Source organism: Rhizobium freirei PRF 81 (assembly GCF_000359745.1).
GTDB classification, from domain to species: Bacteria; Pseudomonadota; Alphaproteobacteria; order Rhizobiales; family Rhizobiaceae; genus Rhizobium; species Rhizobium freirei.
Genome location: NZ_AQHN01000089.1, coordinates 390,823 through 407,962 on the forward strand (window position 1 = coordinate 390,823; position 17,140 = coordinate 407,962).

Annotated in this window: 17 protein-coding genes and 1 tRNA gene; 11 read left to right on the top strand and 7 right to left on the bottom strand. The window is 61.0% G+C overall.

The features are described 5' to 3' along the window. Window positions 1-178: 178 nt before the first annotated feature. Complete coding sequence (locus RHSP_RS29550) at window positions 179-1,834, top strand: hypothetical protein (RefSeq protein ID WP_004127688.1); 1,656 nt, start codon at window positions 179-181, stop codon at window positions 1,832-1,834. Window positions 1,835-1,938: 104 nt separating this feature from the next. Here RHSP_RS29550 and rpsA read toward each other — a convergent pair whose 3' ends face one another. The 3 genes from rpsA to RHSP_RS29565 all read right to left on the bottom strand — a co-directional run bounded on the left by rpsA (window position 1,939) and on the right by RHSP_RS29565 (window position 5,135). Then, the gene (rpsA, locus tag RHSP_RS29555) at window positions 1,939-3,642 is read right to left on the bottom strand and encodes a 30S ribosomal protein S1 (RefSeq protein WP_004127690.1); all 1,704 of its coding nucleotides are present in this window, start codon (window positions 3,640-3,642) and stop codon (window positions 1,939-1,941) included. A gap of 196 nt (window positions 3,643-3,838) precedes the next feature. After that, on the bottom strand, window positions 3,839-4,471 hold the full coding sequence (gene cmk / locus RHSP_RS29560; protein WP_004127693.1) for a (d)CMP kinase: 633 nt from the start codon (window positions 4,469-4,471) through the stop codon (window positions 3,839-3,841). A gap of 28 nt (window positions 4,472-4,499) precedes the next feature. Then, the gene (locus tag RHSP_RS29565) at window positions 4,500-5,135 is read right to left on the bottom strand and encodes an FMN-binding negative transcriptional regulator (protein ID WP_004127696.1); all 636 of its coding nucleotides are present in this window, start codon (window positions 5,133-5,135) and stop codon (window positions 4,500-4,502) included. Between the two features lie 402 nt (window positions 5,136-5,537). Here RHSP_RS29565 and RHSP_RS29570 point away from each other — a divergent pair, with 402 nt between their 5' ends. The 5 genes from RHSP_RS29570 (at window position 5,538) to RHSP_RS29590 (ending at window position 8,264) form a co-directional block, all read left to right on the top strand. Then, the gene (locus RHSP_RS29570; RefSeq protein ID WP_004127699.1) at window positions 5,538-5,918 is read left to right on the top strand and encodes a TIGR02300 family protein; all 381 of its coding nucleotides are present in this window, start codon (window positions 5,538-5,540) and stop codon (window positions 5,916-5,918) included. A 151-nt stretch (window positions 5,919-6,069) separates the two neighbouring features. Then, window positions 6,070-6,145 (top strand) — tRNA-Ala (locus RHSP_RS29575). A 186-nt stretch (window positions 6,146-6,331) separates the two neighbouring features. Beyond that, the gene (locus RHSP_RS29580; protein WP_037155511.1) at window positions 6,332-6,571 is read left to right on the top strand and encodes a GIY-YIG nuclease family protein; all 240 of its coding nucleotides are present in this window, start codon (window positions 6,332-6,334) and stop codon (window positions 6,569-6,571) included. Between the two features lie 106 nt (window positions 6,572-6,677). Continuing rightward, window positions 6,678-7,400 (top strand): YoaK family protein, encoded by a 723-nt coding sequence (locus tag RHSP_RS29585; RefSeq protein WP_037155233.1) that lies wholly within the window; start codon window positions 6,678-6,680, stop codon window positions 7,398-7,400. A gap of 72 nt (window positions 7,401-7,472) precedes the next feature. Next, window positions 7,473-8,264, top strand: a complete 792-nt coding sequence (locus RHSP_RS29590) for a YdcF family protein (RefSeq protein WP_004127715.1) — start codon at window positions 7,473-7,475, stop codon at window positions 8,262-8,264. A 44-nt stretch (window positions 8,265-8,308) separates the two neighbouring features. Here the strand turns inward: RHSP_RS29590 and RHSP_RS29595 are convergent, their stop codons facing one another. Beyond that, complete coding sequence (locus RHSP_RS29595) at window positions 8,309-8,788, bottom strand: hypothetical protein (RefSeq protein ID WP_037155236.1); 480 nt, start codon at window positions 8,786-8,788, stop codon at window positions 8,309-8,311. Between the two features lie 140 nt (window positions 8,789-8,928). On the opposite strand from RHSP_RS29595, the gene RHSP_RS29600 reads away from it, so the two are divergent. Then, window positions 8,929-9,564 (top strand): trimeric intracellular cation channel family protein, encoded by a 636-nt coding sequence (locus RHSP_RS29600; protein WP_037155240.1) that lies wholly within the window; start codon window positions 8,929-8,931, stop codon window positions 9,562-9,564. A 58-nt stretch (window positions 9,565-9,622) separates the two neighbouring features. Here the strand turns inward: RHSP_RS29600 and irrA are convergent, their stop codons facing one another. Next, on the bottom strand, window positions 9,623-10,042 hold the full coding sequence (gene irrA, locus RHSP_RS29605) for an iron response transcriptional regulator IrrA (RefSeq protein WP_004127721.1): 420 nt from the start codon (window positions 10,040-10,042) through the stop codon (window positions 9,623-9,625). Window positions 10,043-10,338: 296 nt separating this feature from the next. Here irrA and fabA point away from each other — a divergent pair, with 296 nt between their 5' ends. The 4 genes from fabA to RHSP_RS29625 all read left to right on the top strand — a co-directional run bounded on the left by fabA (window position 10,339) and on the right by RHSP_RS29625 (window position 13,599). Then, window positions 10,339-10,854, top strand: a complete 516-nt coding sequence (gene fabA, locus RHSP_RS29610) for a 3-hydroxyacyl-[acyl-carrier-protein] dehydratase FabA (RefSeq protein ID WP_004127724.1) — start codon at window positions 10,339-10,341, stop codon at window positions 10,852-10,854. 53 nt (window positions 10,855-10,907) lie between these two features. Beyond that, entirely contained in the window at window positions 10,908-12,131 is a 1,224-nt protein-coding gene (gene fabB, locus RHSP_RS29615; RefSeq protein ID WP_037155243.1) for a beta-ketoacyl-ACP synthase I, read from the top strand. A gap of 4 nt (window positions 12,132-12,135) precedes the next feature. After that, window positions 12,136-12,942, top strand: coding sequence for an enoyl-ACP reductase FabI (gene fabI / locus RHSP_RS29620; protein WP_004127733.1), 807 nt, complete (start codon window positions 12,136-12,138; stop codon window positions 12,940-12,942). A 78-nt stretch (window positions 12,943-13,020) separates the two neighbouring features. Then, window positions 13,021-13,599 (top strand): GNAT family N-acetyltransferase, encoded by a 579-nt coding sequence (locus RHSP_RS29625; RefSeq protein ID WP_004127735.1) that lies wholly within the window; start codon window positions 13,021-13,023, stop codon window positions 13,597-13,599. A gap of 43 nt (window positions 13,600-13,642) precedes the next feature. Here RHSP_RS29625 and RHSP_RS29630 read toward each other — a convergent pair whose 3' ends face one another. Both RHSP_RS29630 and pnp read right to left on the bottom strand, forming a co-directional pair. Continuing rightward, window positions 13,643-14,659: a class I SAM-dependent methyltransferase gene (locus tag RHSP_RS29630; protein ID WP_004127736.1), complete on the bottom strand. Its 1,017-nt coding sequence runs from the start codon at window positions 14,657-14,659 to the stop codon at window positions 13,643-13,645. Between the two features lie 309 nt (window positions 14,660-14,968). After that, window positions 14,969-17,107 carry a polyribonucleotide nucleotidyltransferase gene (pnp, locus tag RHSP_RS29635; RefSeq protein WP_037155514.1) on the bottom strand — a complete coding sequence of 713 codons (2,139 nt, stop codon included), beginning with the start codon at window positions 17,105-17,107 and terminating at the stop codon, window positions 14,969-14,971. Between the last annotated feature and the right edge of the window lie 33 nt (window positions 17,108-17,140).

Sequence of the window (17,140 nt, forward strand, 5' to 3'; positions counted from 1 at the left end):
CATTTAGCGATCTGTTAAGGAATAGGCTGCTATTTTGAGGATGATTTCCGGCTCTGCGCGTTCGCGTCTCGCCACTTCGGTCATATGGCGCTAGGAAATCCACCGGGCCGCATGAGCGGACCTTGATTGAACCTGCCTCCCGCTTCCATCGTCGCCTTGCCAGACAAAGGAGCATGTCATGTTGCTTCCCGCCGTTGGTGCCGTGTCCGCTGTAAGCGTATCTGTTGAGAAACCTGTCGTCGCAACGGCGGAGACCTCCGGGCTCCAGACCGCCGCAACACCGTTGGCGGTCTTGTCGAGTGCGGTCAATGCTACCGTCGAGGGCAAGCTGAACATGCTGCTGGTGGCGGCGCGCGAGCGGATGCTCGACAGCTTGCTGTCGGCAATCGACGTAGCGGCGCGGGTGTTGAATGTTTCGCGCGAACCGGGCGAGAGCAACGCCGCCTATGCGCAGCGCGTCGCCGACGCAATCACCAACCTGACGCCGCAGCAGCTTGTTGCCGCACAACGGCAGTTGGACGCGCAGATGAGCGCGCCCGTGCCATTGCCGTTGCTCGCCGCCGCCTTGGCGGATCCCGAAAGCCCGCAAGCGGTTCAGCTGGCCTTCAGCCTGGAACAGGCAGCGGCCGCCGAACCCGATGCAGTGCTGAAGGCGGTCGTCAATTCATACGGGCAGAATGCCGGAGAAACGAAGCCGGCGGCAGCTCAGTTGTCAGCGTCGGCGCCGCTGCAGAAAACGGTCGATATCGCCGCAGAGGTGGCAAGCTTAACGTCTCCCCCGAAGGAAGCAGTCGCTGCCGCAACCACCCAATCTGCCGGCGCCCAGCCTTCGGCCGTGCCACCGGGAGCACCTCAATCCGGTATTGCACCGCAACCAGTTCCCGCGCCTGTGAGTGCCGCCACAGCGACGCCCACGCAAGTGCTGGCCCAAAACGGAGCAGCTCCGACGCCGCAAGCTGTGCTCGCCAGCTCCGGCATGAGTGCAGTCCCGCCTTCACAGCTCGTTGCATCTCTCGCAGAGGATCTGGCCGCTGCGCCGTTGCTGGCGGCGATTGCCACGGAGGCCAAGCTCCCGATCGAAATCGAATTGATCAGGTCACCGCTGACACTCCCGCCGGTGCCGCGTGACATTCAGCAAATCCAGGCCGCTATCAGAGAGGGGTTGCAGGTCGTCATCAAGCCGCCCGTCATGGCCGTCAGCTCTGATCTCCAGCAGATCATCAACAATCCGACGGCCTCTGTAGAGAAGATCATAGCGCAGGCGTTGACTGCCAATGCCGCAGGGCAAACGCCGCCGCAACCGGCTGTCGACGAGAGCAGCAGGAGCCGCCTCATCCCGGCCGTCGCGATGCCTGCGTCACCGGCGGATGAGCCGGAAACCGCCGCTTCCGCTGCCGCATCGTCCGGCAAGCCGCAGGTGCTGGCCGCCTCGGCCGCCGCCATGGCCGTTTACGATACGGCGGAGCAGGCGGGAATGCCGGTCTCCGTGCCGCTCGGTGTCCCCTTCGTGGTCGCCAATTATCTGCCGGCTGCCTCGCCTACCAAAGCAGGCGAACAGAAGCGGGTCGACCGCGTCGATCCCGTCGACGATGAGGAAGGCGAACGCCCCGAGGACGAAGAAACGGCGCAGCATCAGGATCAGGACGAACCGCGCGCGGAGGAGCCGCCGGCGCAGATGGCCGAAGAAGTCGTCGATGATGTGGAAACGGAGCCGGTCTCCTCCCGGATTGAGGCCGTTCCGCCGGAGATGGCTGCCTTGCCGTCGCCTTCGCTAAGCGATCGCCAGCAAGACCACGCCTTCGATTTCTATCGGCGCATGGTGGCCTGGGAATAGACGCATCGGGAATGAAATAGCCGGCCCAAGCTCGGCACGACGGACAAAGAAAAACCCGCCGGATCGCTCCGGCGGGTCTTTTATTTCCAGGTTTCGACCGAAGATTATTCGGCGTTGCGGTTCTTCAGAGCCGCACCCAGGATGTCGCCGAGCGAAGCGCCCGAGTCGGAAGAACCGAACTGAGCGACGGCTTCCTTCTCTTCTGCGATTTCCAGAGCCTTGATCGACAGCATGATCTTGCGGTCCTTCTTGGAGAAGTTGGTGACGCGAGCGTCGACAACCTGACCAACAGAGAAACGCTCCGGACGCTGTTCGTCACGGTCACGCGACAGATCGGCGCGGCGGATGAACGAGGTGATGTCTTCGTGGTTGACGAGCTTCACTTCGATGCCGCCGTCGTTGACTGCGATGACTTCGCAGGAAACGACTGCATTCTTGCGCAGGTCGCCGGAAGCAGCAGCTTCGCCGACTGCGTCCTTGCCAAGCTGCTTGATGCCGAGCGAGATGCGTTCCTTCTCGACGTCGACGTCGAGAACGACAGCCTTGACGACGTCACCCTTGTTGTACTCTTCGATGACCTGCTCGCCCGGACGGTTCCAGTCGAGGTCGGAGAGGTGAACCATGCCGTCCACATCGCCGTCGAGGCCGATGAACAGGCCGAATTCGGTCTTGTTCTTGACTTCGCCTTCGACTTCGGTGCCAGCCGGATGGTTGCGGGCGAATGCTGCCCACGGGTTTTCCAGCGTCTGCTTCAGGCCGAGCGAGATACGACGCTTGGTCGGATCGACTTCGAGAACGACGACTTCGACTTCCTGGCTCGTGGACAGGATCTTGCCGGGGTGAACGTTCTTCTTGGTCCAGGACATTTCCGAGATGTGGATGAGGCCTTCGATGCCCGGCTCCAGCTCGACGAACGCACCGTAGTCGGTGATGTTCGTGACCGTACCGGAGATCTTCTTGCCTTCCGGATACTTGGCCTGGATGCCATCCCACGGATCGCTCTCGAGCTGCTTCATGCCGAGCGAGATGCGGTGGGTTTCCTGGTTGATGCGGATGATCTGTACCTTGACCTGCTGGCCGATGGACAGGATTTCCGACGGATGGTTCACACGGCGCCATGCCATGTCGGTGACGTGCAGCAGGCCGTCGATGCCGCCGAGGTCAACGAACGCACCGTAATCGGTGATGTTCTTGACGACGCCGTCAACAACCTGGCCTTCTTCGAGGTTCTGAACGATTTCAGAACGCTGCTCGGCACGGGACTCTTCCAGAACCGTACGGCGCGAAACGACGATGTTGCCGCGGCGCTTGTCCATCTTGAGGATTTCGAAGGGCTGCGGGTTGTGCATCAGCGGGGTAACGTCGCGGATCGGACGGATATCGACCTGCGAACGCGGCAGGAAGGCGATAGCGCCGTCGAGATCGACGGTGAAGCCGCCCTTGACCTGGTTGAAGATCACGCCTTCAACGCGCTCGCCAGCTTCGAACTTGGCTTCGAGCTTGATCCAGCTTTCTTCGCGGCGAGCCTTTTCGCGCGACAGAACGGCTTCGCCAAGCGCGTTTTCGATGCGCTCGACATAGACTTCGACTTCATCGCCAACCTTGAGCGTGCCGTCCTTGGCGCGTGCACCGAATTCCTTCAGCGCGATACGGCCTTCGACCTTGAGGCCGACGTCGACAACGGCAACGTCCTTCTCGATGGCGGTGACGATACCCTTGGTGACATAGCCTTCAGCCAGGTCGTTCTTGGCAAAGGATTCTTCGAGAAGAGCTGCGAAATCTTCGCGAGAGGGGGAAGTTACAGACATAAAATCTCCTGGCGTGTCCTTATTATGCAACTTGGATTGTGCAATTTGGACACTGGTGCGCCGGTGGTTCGCGTTAAACGGGCCTGACCCCAGTCCGCCTTCCTTTGATGGAAAGCTATCCGGCGCTTGGACGGAATGTCAGGCTACTTGAAATCGGCAGTTTCCGGCGCTGGGCGCGCGAAAGCCGCTCATATTTTCAGGCATTTCGGCTCAGAGCGGCGTCGACGATCGATTTAGCCTTCTGAAACGCCGCTTCTATACTCATTTCTGAGGTATCTAGCAAGTACGCGTCTTCAGCTGGTTTCAAAGGGCTGTCGGTGCGGCCCATGTCGCGCTCGTCGCGCCGCTTCACATCCTCGAAGATGGCATCGTAATCGGCGTTACCGCCAGCCTCGACGATCTCCTCGTAGCGCCGCTTTGCCCGGACTTCGACTGACGCCGTCACATAGAGCTTTACCGGTGCGCCGGGGCAGACGACGGTGCCGATGTCGCGGCCGTCGAGCACGGCGCCTGGCGTCTTCTCGGCAAAACGGCGCTGTGCTTCGACCAGAGCCCGGCGCACGGCCGGCATGACGGCGATCTTCGACGCGGCTTCGCCGATCTCGTGTTGGGACAGAACTGCCCTGTCGAGTCCGGCCAGATCAACCTTCAGCGCCATGTTCTCGGCCACGGCTTCGTCGTCTAGCGGCAGTCCGGCATCGAGGAGCGCCTTGGCGGTGGCGCGGTAGGTGAGGCCGGTGTCGAGATGATGAAAGCCATAGGTTTCAGCGATCCGGCGCGCCAGAGTTCCCTTGCCGGCGGCCGCAGGCCCGTCGATGGCGATGATCATGTCTTTTTCGTCCCTACACCATATCCCGTTATTTGCTGTAGCGACGCACCAGATCGGCCATTTCGGCAGCCTCTGTTCGATCGATTGCCCCGAGGCCCTCGGCCACGCCCTGTCGGTCAGCCAGCGGCCGGTTCTGGCTCACCTTCCATTTGCCGTCAATCGTCTCGATGTCGATTTCGATGCCGATGATGCCCTTCATTTGGGCGGCGATGAATTCCGGCGGCGCATCCTCCACCGCCCAGGGCTCAGCGCGGTCGCTCTCGTTCTCGCCCGTCAGCGCGCCGATCTGCGTGCGCAGCCAGGCGGGATCGTCGATGATGCGCGCGCTCCCGCGAACCTGCACGATTGCATAGTTCCAGGTCGGCACGACCTTGCCGGTTTCCCGCTTCGTCGCATACCAGGATGGCGTGATGTAGGTATCGGCTCCCTGGAAGACGACGAGGACGGGGGCGCCGTCAGCGATTTCGCGCCACTGGCCGTTTGCCCTTGCGACGTGGGCCTGAAGGGTGCCTTTGGGCGAAAGCGCCGTATTCAGATGAAATGGCACGGGATTGGCGATCAGTCCGCCGTCGCCCGCCGTGATAAGCAGTCCCAGCGGATGGGCGCGGATCAGCTGGTGCTGCGTGCTAAGATCGTCTTCGCGATGATGTGGAGGCTGATACATGGCTTCCGTCCGTTTGTCGCGCCGTTCTCGGAAACCTCGTGCACAAGGCTTCGAACGGCCATCCGCGCGGTCTACCAGCCATTGGCTTGGATCGTCGCGTTCAATCTTGTCATGATAGCAAAAAATCGGGAAAACATCGTGGCTATGTCGTGCAGGCCGGGGCTCGTCGCGGCCGGCTGCAATGCTCTTGCACGGGAGGTTCGAGGGGTTGCACCGGCCCGCTGCTGAAGGCCGGCTAACCCCTCATCGCGCAATGCACGAAAACCGCGTGCAAAGCGGCATGAACTTTAGCTTTGACAGAAACGGCCGCAACGATTAAGGGGACCGGCTGATATTTCCCTTAAAACGCCGGCTTCCCCGGCATTGCCGAATTTTCCTTCGGCCATTCATGAGGCTTTGACAGTGGCGAAAGCGGAACTTGGAACAAAACGTACCGACCCGGATACCGGCAAGAAGTTCTATGACCTGAACCGGGATCCGGTGATCTCGCCCTATACCGGCAAGTCCTGGCCCTTGTCCTTCTTCGAGGAAACCTCCGCAGCGAAGGAAGTTCCGGAAGAAGAGGAAGTCGCCGAAGTCGATACCGAAAACACGGAAGTCGAACTGGTTTCGCTCGAGGACGCCGATGAGGCTGCAGCCGGCGACGATATTCCGGATATCGGCGACGACGATGTCGAAATCGGCGACGATGACGACGACACCTTCCTCGAAGCCGACGAAGACGAAGATGATGACGATATGAGCGACATCATCGGCGTCACCGGCGACGACGACGACGTTTGATCTGACGACAATCGGCCCGGTAACAAAGAAAAATTTCCCGGGCCGAATTTTTCGGCTTGCTATCTGCAAAAACCAGAAGTAATAAGCCGCCACCCCGACGGGCGAAGCGCTCGGAAGGGACCCAGGGCCGGTCAAACGGCACCATCTTGATGGGGCTATAGCTCAGCTGGGAGAGCGCTTGCATGGCATGCAAGAGGTCAGCGGTTCGATCCCGCTTAGCTCCACCAGCCTTCGCTCTCCGAGCTTCGGCTCGGCAAGCCAGCAGACGAAGGCTGTCGCGCTGAAGTTACGCAGTAACGAAAGCGGACTTTCTCCAAGCAAGCTCGATGAATTAAATTTGAAGATGTTCTTTCGGACAATTGGTCGATAGCGCACTGGTTGTGCCGCTGCTGGCATCCGCTATCATGCTGTGCATGAAGTACGTCTACATCCTTAAAAGCTGCGATTTTCCCGACCGTCACTACGTTGGTGTGACTGCAGACCTGAAAGCTCGTTTGGCAAAGCACAATGCCAGAGAAGTGCCTCACACATCGAAATATGCGCCATGGTCGGTCAAAACCTACATTGCCTTCTCGGACGAGACGCAGGCGCTCGAGTTCGAAAAATATCTCAAATCCGGATCGGGACGTGCCTTTGCGAAGAAGAGATTGTAATTGCGCCGTGCCTCGGCGGGTCGCTTCGAATCGACGCCATAACATTCCGCATCCCCCCAACTTCATGCTAGCCTCCGATCTCCCGCAACTCACCCCGATTCGCCCCATGACCAGACAGCGCCGCCGTCGCCTCATTAAGACCCGCCGTACGGTGACGGGGTTGGTGCTCGTCGCCTCGATTGCATTTCTCGCCGGCATGACCGATGCCGTCGGTCTGATGCTGACGGGCAATTTCGTGTCGTTCATGACCGGCAATACGACGCGGGCGGCGATTGCGCTTGGAACGGGGGATTTCGGTCATGCGGTGGTGCTGTTTTCCGCCATTCTGACATTCATTGCCGGCAATGCGCTTGGGATCGTCATCGCCCATGCGGCCGACCGGCGGGCTTTCGTCGTGCTTGCCTGCGTCAGCATCCTTCTGGCTGTGGCCGCCGGCTTTGCAGAGCCGTCGCTGGTTCTGGTGCAATTCTTTCTCGTGGTGCTCGCCATGGGCCTGGTCAATGCCACGGTCGAACATATTGAAGGCCTGCCGATCGGGCTGACCTACGTCACCGGGGCGCTGTCGCGATTCGGCCGCGGCATCGGCCGCTTCCTGCTGGGCGAGCGGAATTTTGCCTGGACCGTACAGATCGTGCCCTGGAGCGGCATGATATCAGGCGCCATCATCGGCGCGCTTCTCGCGCGCACCTTTGGGGCACATGCGCTCTGGCTGGTTTCGATGGTCGCGCTCGTCCTGGCGCTGTCGACGCTTTTCATCCCCCGCCCGCTGCAGCGCCGCTTCAATCAGCACTTCGTGGCATCGGCTCCGCTGGCGCGACGATCGAAATAGCCACATTGCGGCGCACAAAATCTGCTAGGGAGAAAGCGAATCGTTTTCTACCGACAAGCGTAAGGATGTGCCGTGTTCGTTTTTTCGAAACTTGTCTGGATTTTCGGTCAGCCGCTGTCGCTGGCATTCCTGCTTGGTCTGCTGGCCTTCGTCTGCGGGCTGCTGCGCTGGCGAGCCACCATGCTCACCACCTCGCTCCTTTCCACCGTCGTCCTGTTCATCACGCTCTACACGACGGCGGGCGCCTACCTCGTCCAGGGGCTGGAAGATCGCTTTCCGCGGCCGGCAGCCGACCCGGCGGATATCAAATGCATGATCGTCCTCGGCGGTGCCACCCAGAATGAGGTGACGACGGAGCGCGGCGGCTATGAGCTCGATTCGGCCGGCGATCGCCTCATCGAGGCGCTGCGGCTGGCGCAGAAATATCCGCAGGCACGCATCGTCATTTCAGGCGGCGATGGTTCGATCGGCGGCACCTATGAGGGCGATGCCGTCATCTCCGAGCGCTTCTTCACGGCCCTCGGGATTTCGACGAGCCGCATGGTCGAGGACAAGACCTCGCGCACCACCTTCGAGAATGCGGTCAATACGAAGGAGCTGCTGGCACAGAACGGGCTCTCGAATTGCCTGCTCATCACCTCGGGCTTCCATATGCCGCGCTCGATGGGCATTTTCCGCAAGCAGGGCATCGATGTGGTGCCGTGGCCGGTCGATTATCGCAGCACCGGCAAGGAAACGCCCGGCTTCGATTTCACCCAGCCTTCGCGCAATGCGCAGCTCTTGGCGACCGGCCTGCGCGAATGGGTCGGCCTGGTGGGCTACTATGCCGTCGGGCGCACCTCGGCGTTTTATCCCGGACCGTAACCACGCGTCCGGACCGTAATAACTGCGTGTCCGCGCCGTATGGCCTATTTCTGGGATATGGTGACGAATTTCGTGCCGCGCACCCTGACGGTGATTTCGCAAAAGGCCTCGCCATCCTTGCGGTCGCAGAAGCGCGGATGCATCTTCATGACCAGCACCATGTTGCCGAAGCGCAGGATGAAATCGTAGCTGTAGATCTTTGCCGTGGCGACGAGCAGATACCCGCCTTCGGCGACCTGGACATAGAAGTTGTAGGGGCAGCCTTCGTCCGTGCAATAAGCCTGCTTTTCGCCCTTGCAGGTGATCTCGCCCTCGTTGATGACGATATCCATCAGCTTGTCGTTGTTGATGTCCTGCTGGGTCGCGAACTTGTCGCCGAAACTCACCTGCCCGTCGCAGCTCTTGGTGAAGTGCTCTTTCTCGAAAGCCACAGGGTCCTGCAGGATCGATTGCTGCGCCATGGCCACGGTCGGCATGATCACGAGTGCGACGAGGTTGAGGATGACGATCAGCAGGGATTTCACGGGGGATTCCTTTTCCAAGCGCCGTCGCGGCCTTGTGGGTCGCCGCAACCGCTCGGCATCTTTACGCGTGCCTGCTTGCGCGGCCCTTGCGGTCATGATTCACTTCGGGAAAATCGCCGCCTGCGCCCGTGGAGTTCTCGATGTCGCTTCTCTCGTTTCTGGATTATGCCGGCGTCGCTCTCTTCGCCGCCACGGGCGCGCTTTCGGCCTCGCGCAAGCAGCTCGATTTGATCGGCTTTCTGTTTTTCGCAGCGGTCACCGGCATTGGCGGCGGCACGCTTCGGGATATTATCCTAGGCCGCGTGCCGGTCTTCTGGGTGGTCAACCCGACCTACGTCATCATCTGCGCCATTGTCGGGGTACTGTTCTTCTTCACCGCGCATCTGTTCGAATCGCGCTATCGCCTGCTGATCTGGCTCGATGCGGTGGGGCTGTCAGCCTATTGCGTCATGGGGGCCGCCAAGGGCATGGCCGCGACAGGCTCGCCGACCGTCGCCATCGTTACCGGCGCGCTGACGGCGACATTCGGCGGCATCCTGCGCGATCTTCTGGCGAATGAGCCTTCTGTGCTGTTACGCCCGGAAATCTATGTGACGGCCGCCATCGTCGGCGCTGGCGTCTTCACCGCCGCCAATACGACGATGCTGCCGCTCTATATATCGGCAGGGCTCGGCGTGGCGGCCGCCTTCGCGGTACGTGGCGGCGCGCTCTGGTTCGGCTGGACCTTTCCGACCTATCACCATAAGCCGGGCCGGCATCCGGATGATGTGATGTGAGATGGCGGCAGCAGGCAATAGCAGGCGGCTGGGAAACAATTCCGGTGCCTACCGCCTCTTATCGCTGCTTGCGCCGCAGGCGGATCACCACGTCGACATGGGCGATTTCCATGCCTTGAGGCGGCTCCGGCAGGTTGCCGATCGCCAGATTGCTGACCGGGATATCCAGCACCTCGTTGTGGCCTTCCACGAAAAAGTGATGGTGATCGGAGACGTTGGTGTCGAAATAGGTCTTCGTGCTTTCGACGGCCAGCACGCGGATCAGGCCGGCTTCGGTGAACTGATGCAGCGTGTTGTAGATGGTTGCGAGCGAAACCGGCACGCCGGCGGCGACGGCCTCTTCGTGAAGTTCTTCCACGGTCAGGTGGCGGTCGCCCTTGGCGAAGAGGAGGTCCCCCAGTGCGATCCGCTGTCGGGTCGGCCTCAGGCCGACATTGCGCAGCCTGGTTTCGATCGCGATTTCGGCATATTCCGCCATTCAGGGACTCCGGATTCCTGAGCTCTATAATTCTTTACTAAGCCATATAACTTTTGCCTTGATTGCTTTCAATAGTTTCAATGGGGTCGGAAGGTGCTCAAAAGCCGCAAAAAACCGGCGTTTGACGCATTTGGCTCTGGTAGCGGCTCTGGCGTTCCTGTATGCGACCACCACATAATGGCTAGTGCCGTTGATCGAACAGATAAATGAGAGTCCAATGCTTGCGCTTCATTTTCTGTCCATCTTGCACTAAAGCTTCACATCCAGCGGCATTCATGCGGGGGAAACGGAATTTTATGACGACGAGACAATCCAGCTTCAATTACGAGGAAATTCTGGCTTGCGGCCGCGGCGAATTGTTCGGCCCGGGCAACGCGCAGCTTCCCCTGCCGCCGATGCTGATGGTCCATCGCATTACTGAAATTTCCGAGACCGGCGGCGCCTTCGACAAGGGCTTTATCCGCGCTGAATACGATGTGCGCCCCGACGACTGGTACTTCCCCTGCCATTTTGCGGGCAACCCCATCATGCCGGGCTGCCTCGGCCTGGACGGCATGTGGCAGCTGACCGGCTTCTTCCTCGGCTGGCTCGGCGAGCCCGGCCGCGGCATGGCGCTTTCGACAGGCGAAGTGAAGTTCAAGGGCATGGTCCGTCCGGACACGAAGCTTCTCGAATACGGTATCGACTTCAAGCGCGTGATGCGTGGCCGCCTGGTCCTCGGCACTGCCGACGGCTGGTTGAAGGCCGACGGTGAAACCATCTATCAGGCGACGGACCTGCGTGTGGGCCTGTCGAAGGACAAGGTCGCCTGAACTGCGGCGCCGCCGCCTACAAAAAGACAGACGTTTTAGAAAAGGTCATCGATATGAGACGGGTAGTTGTAACGGGTCTGGGTATTGTCTCTTCGATTGGGAACGACGCTCAAGAAGTGACCGCCTCGCTGCGCGACGCCAAATCCGGCATTTCTTTCTCCCCCGATTTTGCCGAGCATGGCTTCAAATGCCAGGTCTGGGGCTCGCCGAAGATCGATACGACCGAGCTGGTGGACCGCCGCGCCATGCGCTTCCTGTCGCAGGGCGGCGCCTGGAACCATGTCGCCATGAAGCAGGCGATCGCCGATAGCGGCCTCGAAGAAGGTGATATCACCAACGAGCGTACCGGCATCATCATGGGCTCCGGCGGCCCGTCGACCCGCACGCTGATTGAGGCGGCCGACATTACCCGCAAGAACAACAGCCCGAAGCGCATCGGCCCCTTCGCCGTGCCGAAGTCGATGTCGTCGACGGCGTCGGCGACGCTTGCGACCTGGTTCAAGATCCACGGCGTCAACTACTCGATCTCGTCCGCCTGCTCGACCTCGGCGCACTGCATCGGCAATGCCGCAGAGATGATCCAGTGGGGCAAGCAGGACGTCATGTTCGCCGGCGGCCATGAGGATCTCGATTGGACCATGTCGAACCTCTTCGACGCCATGGGCGCCATGTCCTCGAACTTCAACGAGAATCATCCGGAAACCGCCTCGCGCGCCTATGACGCCAATCGTGACGGCTTCGTCATCGCCGGCGGCGCCGGCGTGCTGGTTCTGGAAGAGCTGGAGCATGCCAAGGCCCGCGGCGCCAAGATCTATGCCGAGATCGTCGGCTACGGCGCCACTTCGGACGGCTACGATATGGTCGCGCCGTCGGGCGAAGGCGCGGTGCGCTGCATGCGCCAGGCACTCGCCACCGTGAAGGGCGATATCGACTACATCAACACCCACGGCACGTCGACGCCGGTGGGCGACAGCAAGGAAATCGGCGCGATCCGCGAAGTCTTTGGCGACAGGATCCCGCCGATCCAGTCGACCAAGTCGCTGACGGGCCATTCTCTCGGTGCAGCAGGCGTGCAGGAATCGATCTACTCGATCCTGATGATGCAGGAGCGCTTCATCGGCGAAAGCGCCCATATCTCCGAACTCGATCCGGAGTTCGATGGCGTGCCGGTCGTGCGCAAGCGCATCGACAACGCCAAGTTCGATATCGCTCTGTCGAATTCCTTCGGCTTCGGCGGCACCAACGCTACGCTCGTATTCCAGCGCTACAACGGATAAGTCAATGACGGGAATCATGCAGGGTAAGCGCGGCCTCATCATGGGCGTCGCAAACAATCATTCGATTGCCTGGGGTATTTCGAAGGCGCTGGCAGCCGAAGGCGCGGAGCTGGCTTTCACGTTTCAGGGCGAAGCGCTCGGCAAGCGCGTCAAGCCGCTCGCAGCCGAAGTCGGCTCGGATTTCCTTCTGCCCTGCGACGTCGAGGATCTGGCTTCCGTCGATGCCGTCTTCGACGCGATCAGGGAGCGCTGGGGCAAGCTGGACTTCATCGTCCATGCCATCGGCTTTTCCGACAAGAACGAGCTGAAGGGGCTCTATGCCAACACCTCGCGGGAGAATTTCACCCGCACCATGGTGATTTCCTGCTTCTCCTTCACCGAGATCGCCAAGCGCGCCGCCGATCTGATGACGGAAGGCGGCAGCATGCTGACGCTGACCTATAATGGTTCGACGCGCGTGATCCCGAACTACAACGTCATGGGCGTCGCCAAGGCGGCACTCGAGGCGTCCGTTCGCTATCTCGCCGCCGACTACGGCCCGCGCGGCATTCGTGTCAACGCCGTGTCCGCCGGCCCGATCCGCACGCTGGCCGGCGCCGGCATTTCCGATGCCCGCGCCATCCTGTCGTGGAACCAGCGCAATGCACCGCTGCGCAAGACCGTGACCATCGATCAGGTCGGCTCCTCTTCGCTCTACCTGCTGTCGGATCTGGCGGCTGGCGTGACGGGCGAAATCCACTTCGTCGATGCCGGCTACAACATCACCTCGATGCCGACGCTCGAAACGCTGTCGAGCGCGGATACCGAGTAAACGTTGCTAATATGATTTGTCCTCTCGGCCTTTGGCCGGGAGGACCAAATTTCCGGATATCCTTTCAGAGGATTCCCGATGACGTCCAACGACGCAGAACCTTTAACATCGACCGAACGTCTCATCCTCCGCCGCTTTGTGCCGGAGGATTTCGAAGCCTATAGCGCTTACCGTTCTTTGCCGGAGATCTATCGTTATCTCTACAGCGACCCGCCGTCGGAAGAGGAAATGCGAGAGCGTTTCGACGCCAGCTTCAATACGCGCTTGTCGGAAAACGGCGACGTTGTCCGCTGCGCCGTTATTCGCCGCGAGGATGATACCCTTCTGGGCCAGGTCAGTCTGAAGCTTGCCAGCAAGGCTGCTTTGCAAGCCGAGCTTGGCTATATTTTCAATCCGGCCTATGCCGGCAAGGGCTACGCGACCGAGGCGGCTGAGGCCTTCATCACTCTCGGCTTCGAAAGGTTCGGCTTTCACCGGGTTTTTGCGCGGTTGGATGCGAAGAACGCCGGCTCCGTCGGTGTCGTGGAACGGCTTGGCCTGCGCCGCGAGGCGCACCTTATCGAAAACGATCGCTTCAACGGCGTCTGGGGCGATGAATATGTCTATGCCGTGCTGAGTCGAGAATGGGCCGCAAGGGCGCGGAGCCGGGCCGGCTGAGTTTCGCGCATAAAAAAGGCGGCCGGCCGGCCGCCTTTATCGATTACTTCTTTGCCCAGAGCACCTTGAAGCGGGCATTGCGGCAAGTTTCGCCATGCTCCCTGAAGTTTTCCGAAAGCACCGGCTCGTAGGGCAGGCCGCGATTGGCGACCAGCATCAGGCGACCACCGCTGCGCAGCGCCGAGGCAGCGGTTTTGATCATCGACTGGCCGAGCGAGGGCTCGGCGGCATGGCCCTCGTGAAAGGGCGGGTTCATGATGATCAGGTCATACTTGTCCTTGACCGGCTCGCTCGCCAGATCGTGCCAGAAGAAGCGCTGGGCGACCTTCGGGCAATTTGCCAGCAGATTGGCGCGGGCCGCCTCCAGAGCGCCGTAATGGGCCTCGTAGAGGTCGATACGCTCGATCCTGGGCGACTTTGTCGCAAGTTCGACGGAGAGATAGCCCCAGCCGGCACCGAAATCGGCGGCATCGCCGGCAAAGTCGGTCGGCAGGCGCGAAGCCAGTAGCTCCGAGCCGTCGTCGATCCGGTCGTGCGAGAACATGCCGGGCGCCGTGGTAAAGCGACCCTCGACGCGTGTTGCCGGCTTCGTCAGCTGCGTGGTCAGAGCCTTTATGTCGGCGGGGCGTGCAAACCACAAGGCGACGCCGTGATACTTCGGCATATGCTCGATTGAGAGGCCGAAGCCTTCGAGGCGCTTGCGCAGCGGCTGAATACCATCTTCCTTGCCGCCGGCGATGACGATGAGGCCGCCTTCCTTCACCCGCGAAAGCGCTTCCGCAATATAGCCCTCGTTTTCGCCCTTGTGCTTGCCGCACAGCACCAGCGCGCCGTCATAGCCTTCGCCTTCGATCTCCGGCGTCACATTGATCCGCTGCGCCTGCAGCTGACGATAGAAGGGACGGAAGCCCTGGACGGCGGAAAGCTCGGCGGCAAAGTCGCCCGGCAGCGCGAAACCGGCCTCGGCGCCGAGAAACAGGAGCCGCTGGCCCTCGCCGGGCGCGTCGACAGTGCCGGAGGCAAAGGGATGAAACAGGGTCTTCAGGGCGTCGCGGCTCATGGGTGTGGTCTCGTCGTGAAAGTGGATTTGGATCGTCGGATATCCGTGGCCTTATCGTATCTCGTGCTTGCCCCTCACCCTAGCCCTCTCCCCGTTGGAACGGGGAGAGGGGACGACGGAGCAGGAAGACATGCCCCTTGGTGAGGAGGTAGTTATCGAGCACGATCGCGATCCCCTCTCCCCGCATGTGCGGGGAGAGGGCTAGGGTGAGGGGTCGGGCACGCAGTTTCAGCAAGGGCGGCCGTCGGCATCAATATAAAAAGGGCGCGGAAAATATCCCGCGCCCCGGAACGTGGATGAAGGCGCAGCTTATTCGGCCGCGTCGTCCTTCTTCTTGTCGGCGGCGATTTCCTGGCCGGTGGCCTGGTCGACGACCTTCATGGACAGGCGAACCTTACCGCGTTCGTCGAAGCCGAGCAGCTTGACCCAGACCTTGTCGCCTTCCTTGACGACGTCCTGCGTCTTCGCAACGCGCTCGGAAGCAAGCTGCGAGATGTGGACGAGGCCGTCACGGGCGCCGAAGAAGTTGACGAAGGCGCCGAAGTCGGCGGTCTTGACAACCGTACCTTCGTAGATCTGGCCGACTTCCGGCTCGGCGACGATCGAGTGGATCCACTTGCGGGCCGCTTCGATTTCCTTGCCGGAGGAGGAGGCGATCTTGACGGTGCCGTCGTCTTCGATGTTGATCTTGGCGCCGGTCTTTTCGACGATTTCGCGGATGACCTTGCCGCCGGAGCCGATGACTTCACGGATCTTGTCGACCGGGATGTTCATGACTTCGATGCGCGGCGCGAATTCGCCGAGCTGGCCACGGCTCTCGGTAATTGCCTTGGACATTTCGCCGAGGATGTGGGTGCGGCCGCCCTGTGCCTGGCCGAGAGCGACCTTCATGATCTCTTCGGTGATGCCGGCGATCTTGATGTCCATCTGCAGCGAGGTGATGCCGTCGGCAGTGCCGGCGACCTTGAAGTCCATGTCGCCGAGGTGGTCTTCGTCACCGAGGATGTCGGAGAGAACGGCGAAGCGGTCGCCTTCCAGGATCAGACCCATGGCGATGCCGGCAACCGGCTTGGCCAGCGGAACGCCGGCGTCCATCAGAGCGAGCGAGGTGCCGCAAACCGTTGCCATCGAGGACGAGCCGTTGGACTCGGTGATCTCGGAGACGACGCGCAGCGTATAAGGGAACTGTTCAGCCGTCGGCAGCATCGGGCGGATAGCGCGCCATGCGAGCTTGCCATGGCCGATTTCGCGGCGGCCCGGAGAACCCATGCGACCGGTTTCGCCGACCGAGTAGGGCGGGAAGTTGTAGTGCAGCATGAAGTTTTCTTTGTACATGCCGGTCAGGCTGTCGACATACTGCTCGTCTTCGCCGGTGCCGAGCGTGGCGACGACGATTGCCTGCGTTTCACCGCGGGTGAAGAGAGCCGAGCCGTGCGTGCGCGGCAAAAGGCCGACTTCCGAAACGATCGGGCGAACGGTCGACAGGTCGCGGCCGTCGATACGGCTTGAGGTGTCGAGGATGTTCCAGCGGACGATCTTGGCCTGCAGGTGCTTGAAGATGGCGCCGACTTCTTCGGCCGTATACTTGGCTTCGCCTTCGGCCGGCAGGAAGTGTGCCTTCACCTTCGCCTTGACGGCGTCGACGGCGGCGTAACGGTCAGCCTTCTGGGTGATCTTGTAGGCGTCGCGCAGTTCGGCTTCGGCAAGACCAAGCATTTCCTTTTCAAGCTCGGAATAATCTTCCGGCTGGAAGTCGCGCGGCTCCTTGGCGGCCACTTCGGCGAGCTTGATGATCGCGTCGATGACCGGCTGGAAGCCGCGATGGCCGAACATGACGGCGCCGAGCATGACGTCCTCGGGCAATTCCTTGGCTTCCGACTCAACCATCAGAACGGCGTCCTGCGTGCCGGCAACGACGAGGTCGAGGCTCGATTCATCCATCTCGTCGAGATGCGGGTTGAGCACGTATTCACCATTGATGTAGCCGACGCGAGCGCCGCCGACCGGGCCCATGAACGGAACGCCGGAGAGCGTGAGCGCTGCGGAAGTGGCAACCATCGACAGGATGTCGGGATTGTTTTCGAGGTCATGCTGGATGACGGTGACGACGACCTGCGTGTCGTTCTTGTAGCCTTCCGGGAAGAGCGGGCGGATCGGGCGGTCGATCAGGCGGGAAACGAGAGTTTCGTTTTCGCTCGGACGTCCTTCGCGCTTGAAGTAGCCGCCGGGGATCTTGCCGGCTGCATAGGTCTTTTCCTGGTAGTTGACGGTAAGCGGGAAGAAATCCTGGCCGGGCTTCGGAGCCTTGGCCGAAACGACGGTCGCAAGCACCACGGTCTCGCCATAGGTGGCAATGACGGCGCCGTCGGCCTGACGGGCGATCTTGCCGGTTTCGAGCTTCAGCGGGCGGCCTGCCCACTCGATTTCGACGGTATGGATATCGAACATATCTTGTCCTTGCACTGTGCGGGAAAAGGCGCC

Bases quoted from the DNA above. Each gene is read 5' to 3' on its own strand.
- RHSP_RS29550 (WP_004127688.1), top strand. From the start codon at position 179: ATGTTGCTTCCCGCCGTTGGTGCCGTGTCCGCTGTAAGCGTATCTGTT.
- rpsA (WP_004127690.1), bottom strand. From the start codon at position 3,642: ATGTCTGTAACTTCCCCCTCTCGCGAAGATTTCGCAGCTCTTCTCGAA.
- cmk (WP_004127693.1), bottom strand. From the start codon at position 4,471: ATGATCATCGCCATCGACGGGCCTGCGGCCGCCGGCAAGGGAACTCTG.
- RHSP_RS29565 (WP_004127696.1), bottom strand. From the start codon at position 5,135: ATGTATCAGCCTCCACATCATCGCGAAGACGATCTTAGCACGCAGCAC.
- RHSP_RS29580 (WP_037155511.1), top strand. From the start codon at position 6,332: ATGAAGTACGTCTACATCCTTAAAAGCTGCGATTTTCCCGACCGTCAC.
- RHSP_RS29585 (WP_037155233.1), top strand. From the start codon at position 6,678: ATGACCAGACAGCGCCGCCGTCGCCTCATTAAGACCCGCCGTACGGTG.
- RHSP_RS29600 (WP_037155240.1), top strand. From the start codon at position 8,929: ATGTCGCTTCTCTCGTTTCTGGATTATGCCGGCGTCGCTCTCTTCGCC.
- irrA (WP_004127721.1), bottom strand. From the start codon at position 10,042: ATGGCGGAATATGCCGAAATCGCGATCGAAACCAGGCTGCGCAATGTC.
- fabA (WP_004127724.1), top strand. From the start codon at position 10,339: ATGACGACGAGACAATCCAGCTTCAATTACGAGGAAATTCTGGCTTGC.
- fabB (WP_037155243.1), top strand. From the start codon at position 10,908: ATGAGACGGGTAGTTGTAACGGGTCTGGGTATTGTCTCTTCGATTGGG.
- fabI (WP_004127733.1), top strand. From the start codon at position 12,136: ATGACGGGAATCATGCAGGGTAAGCGCGGCCTCATCATGGGCGTCGCA.
- RHSP_RS29625 (WP_004127735.1), top strand. From the start codon at position 13,021: ATGACGTCCAACGACGCAGAACCTTTAACATCGACCGAACGTCTCATC.
- RHSP_RS29630 (WP_004127736.1), bottom strand. From the start codon at position 14,659: ATGAGCCGCGACGCCCTGAAGACCCTGTTTCATCCCTTTGCCTCCGGC.
- pnp (WP_037155514.1), bottom strand. From the start codon at position 17,107: ATGTTCGATATCCATACCGTCGAAATCGAGTGGGCAGGCCGCCCGCTG.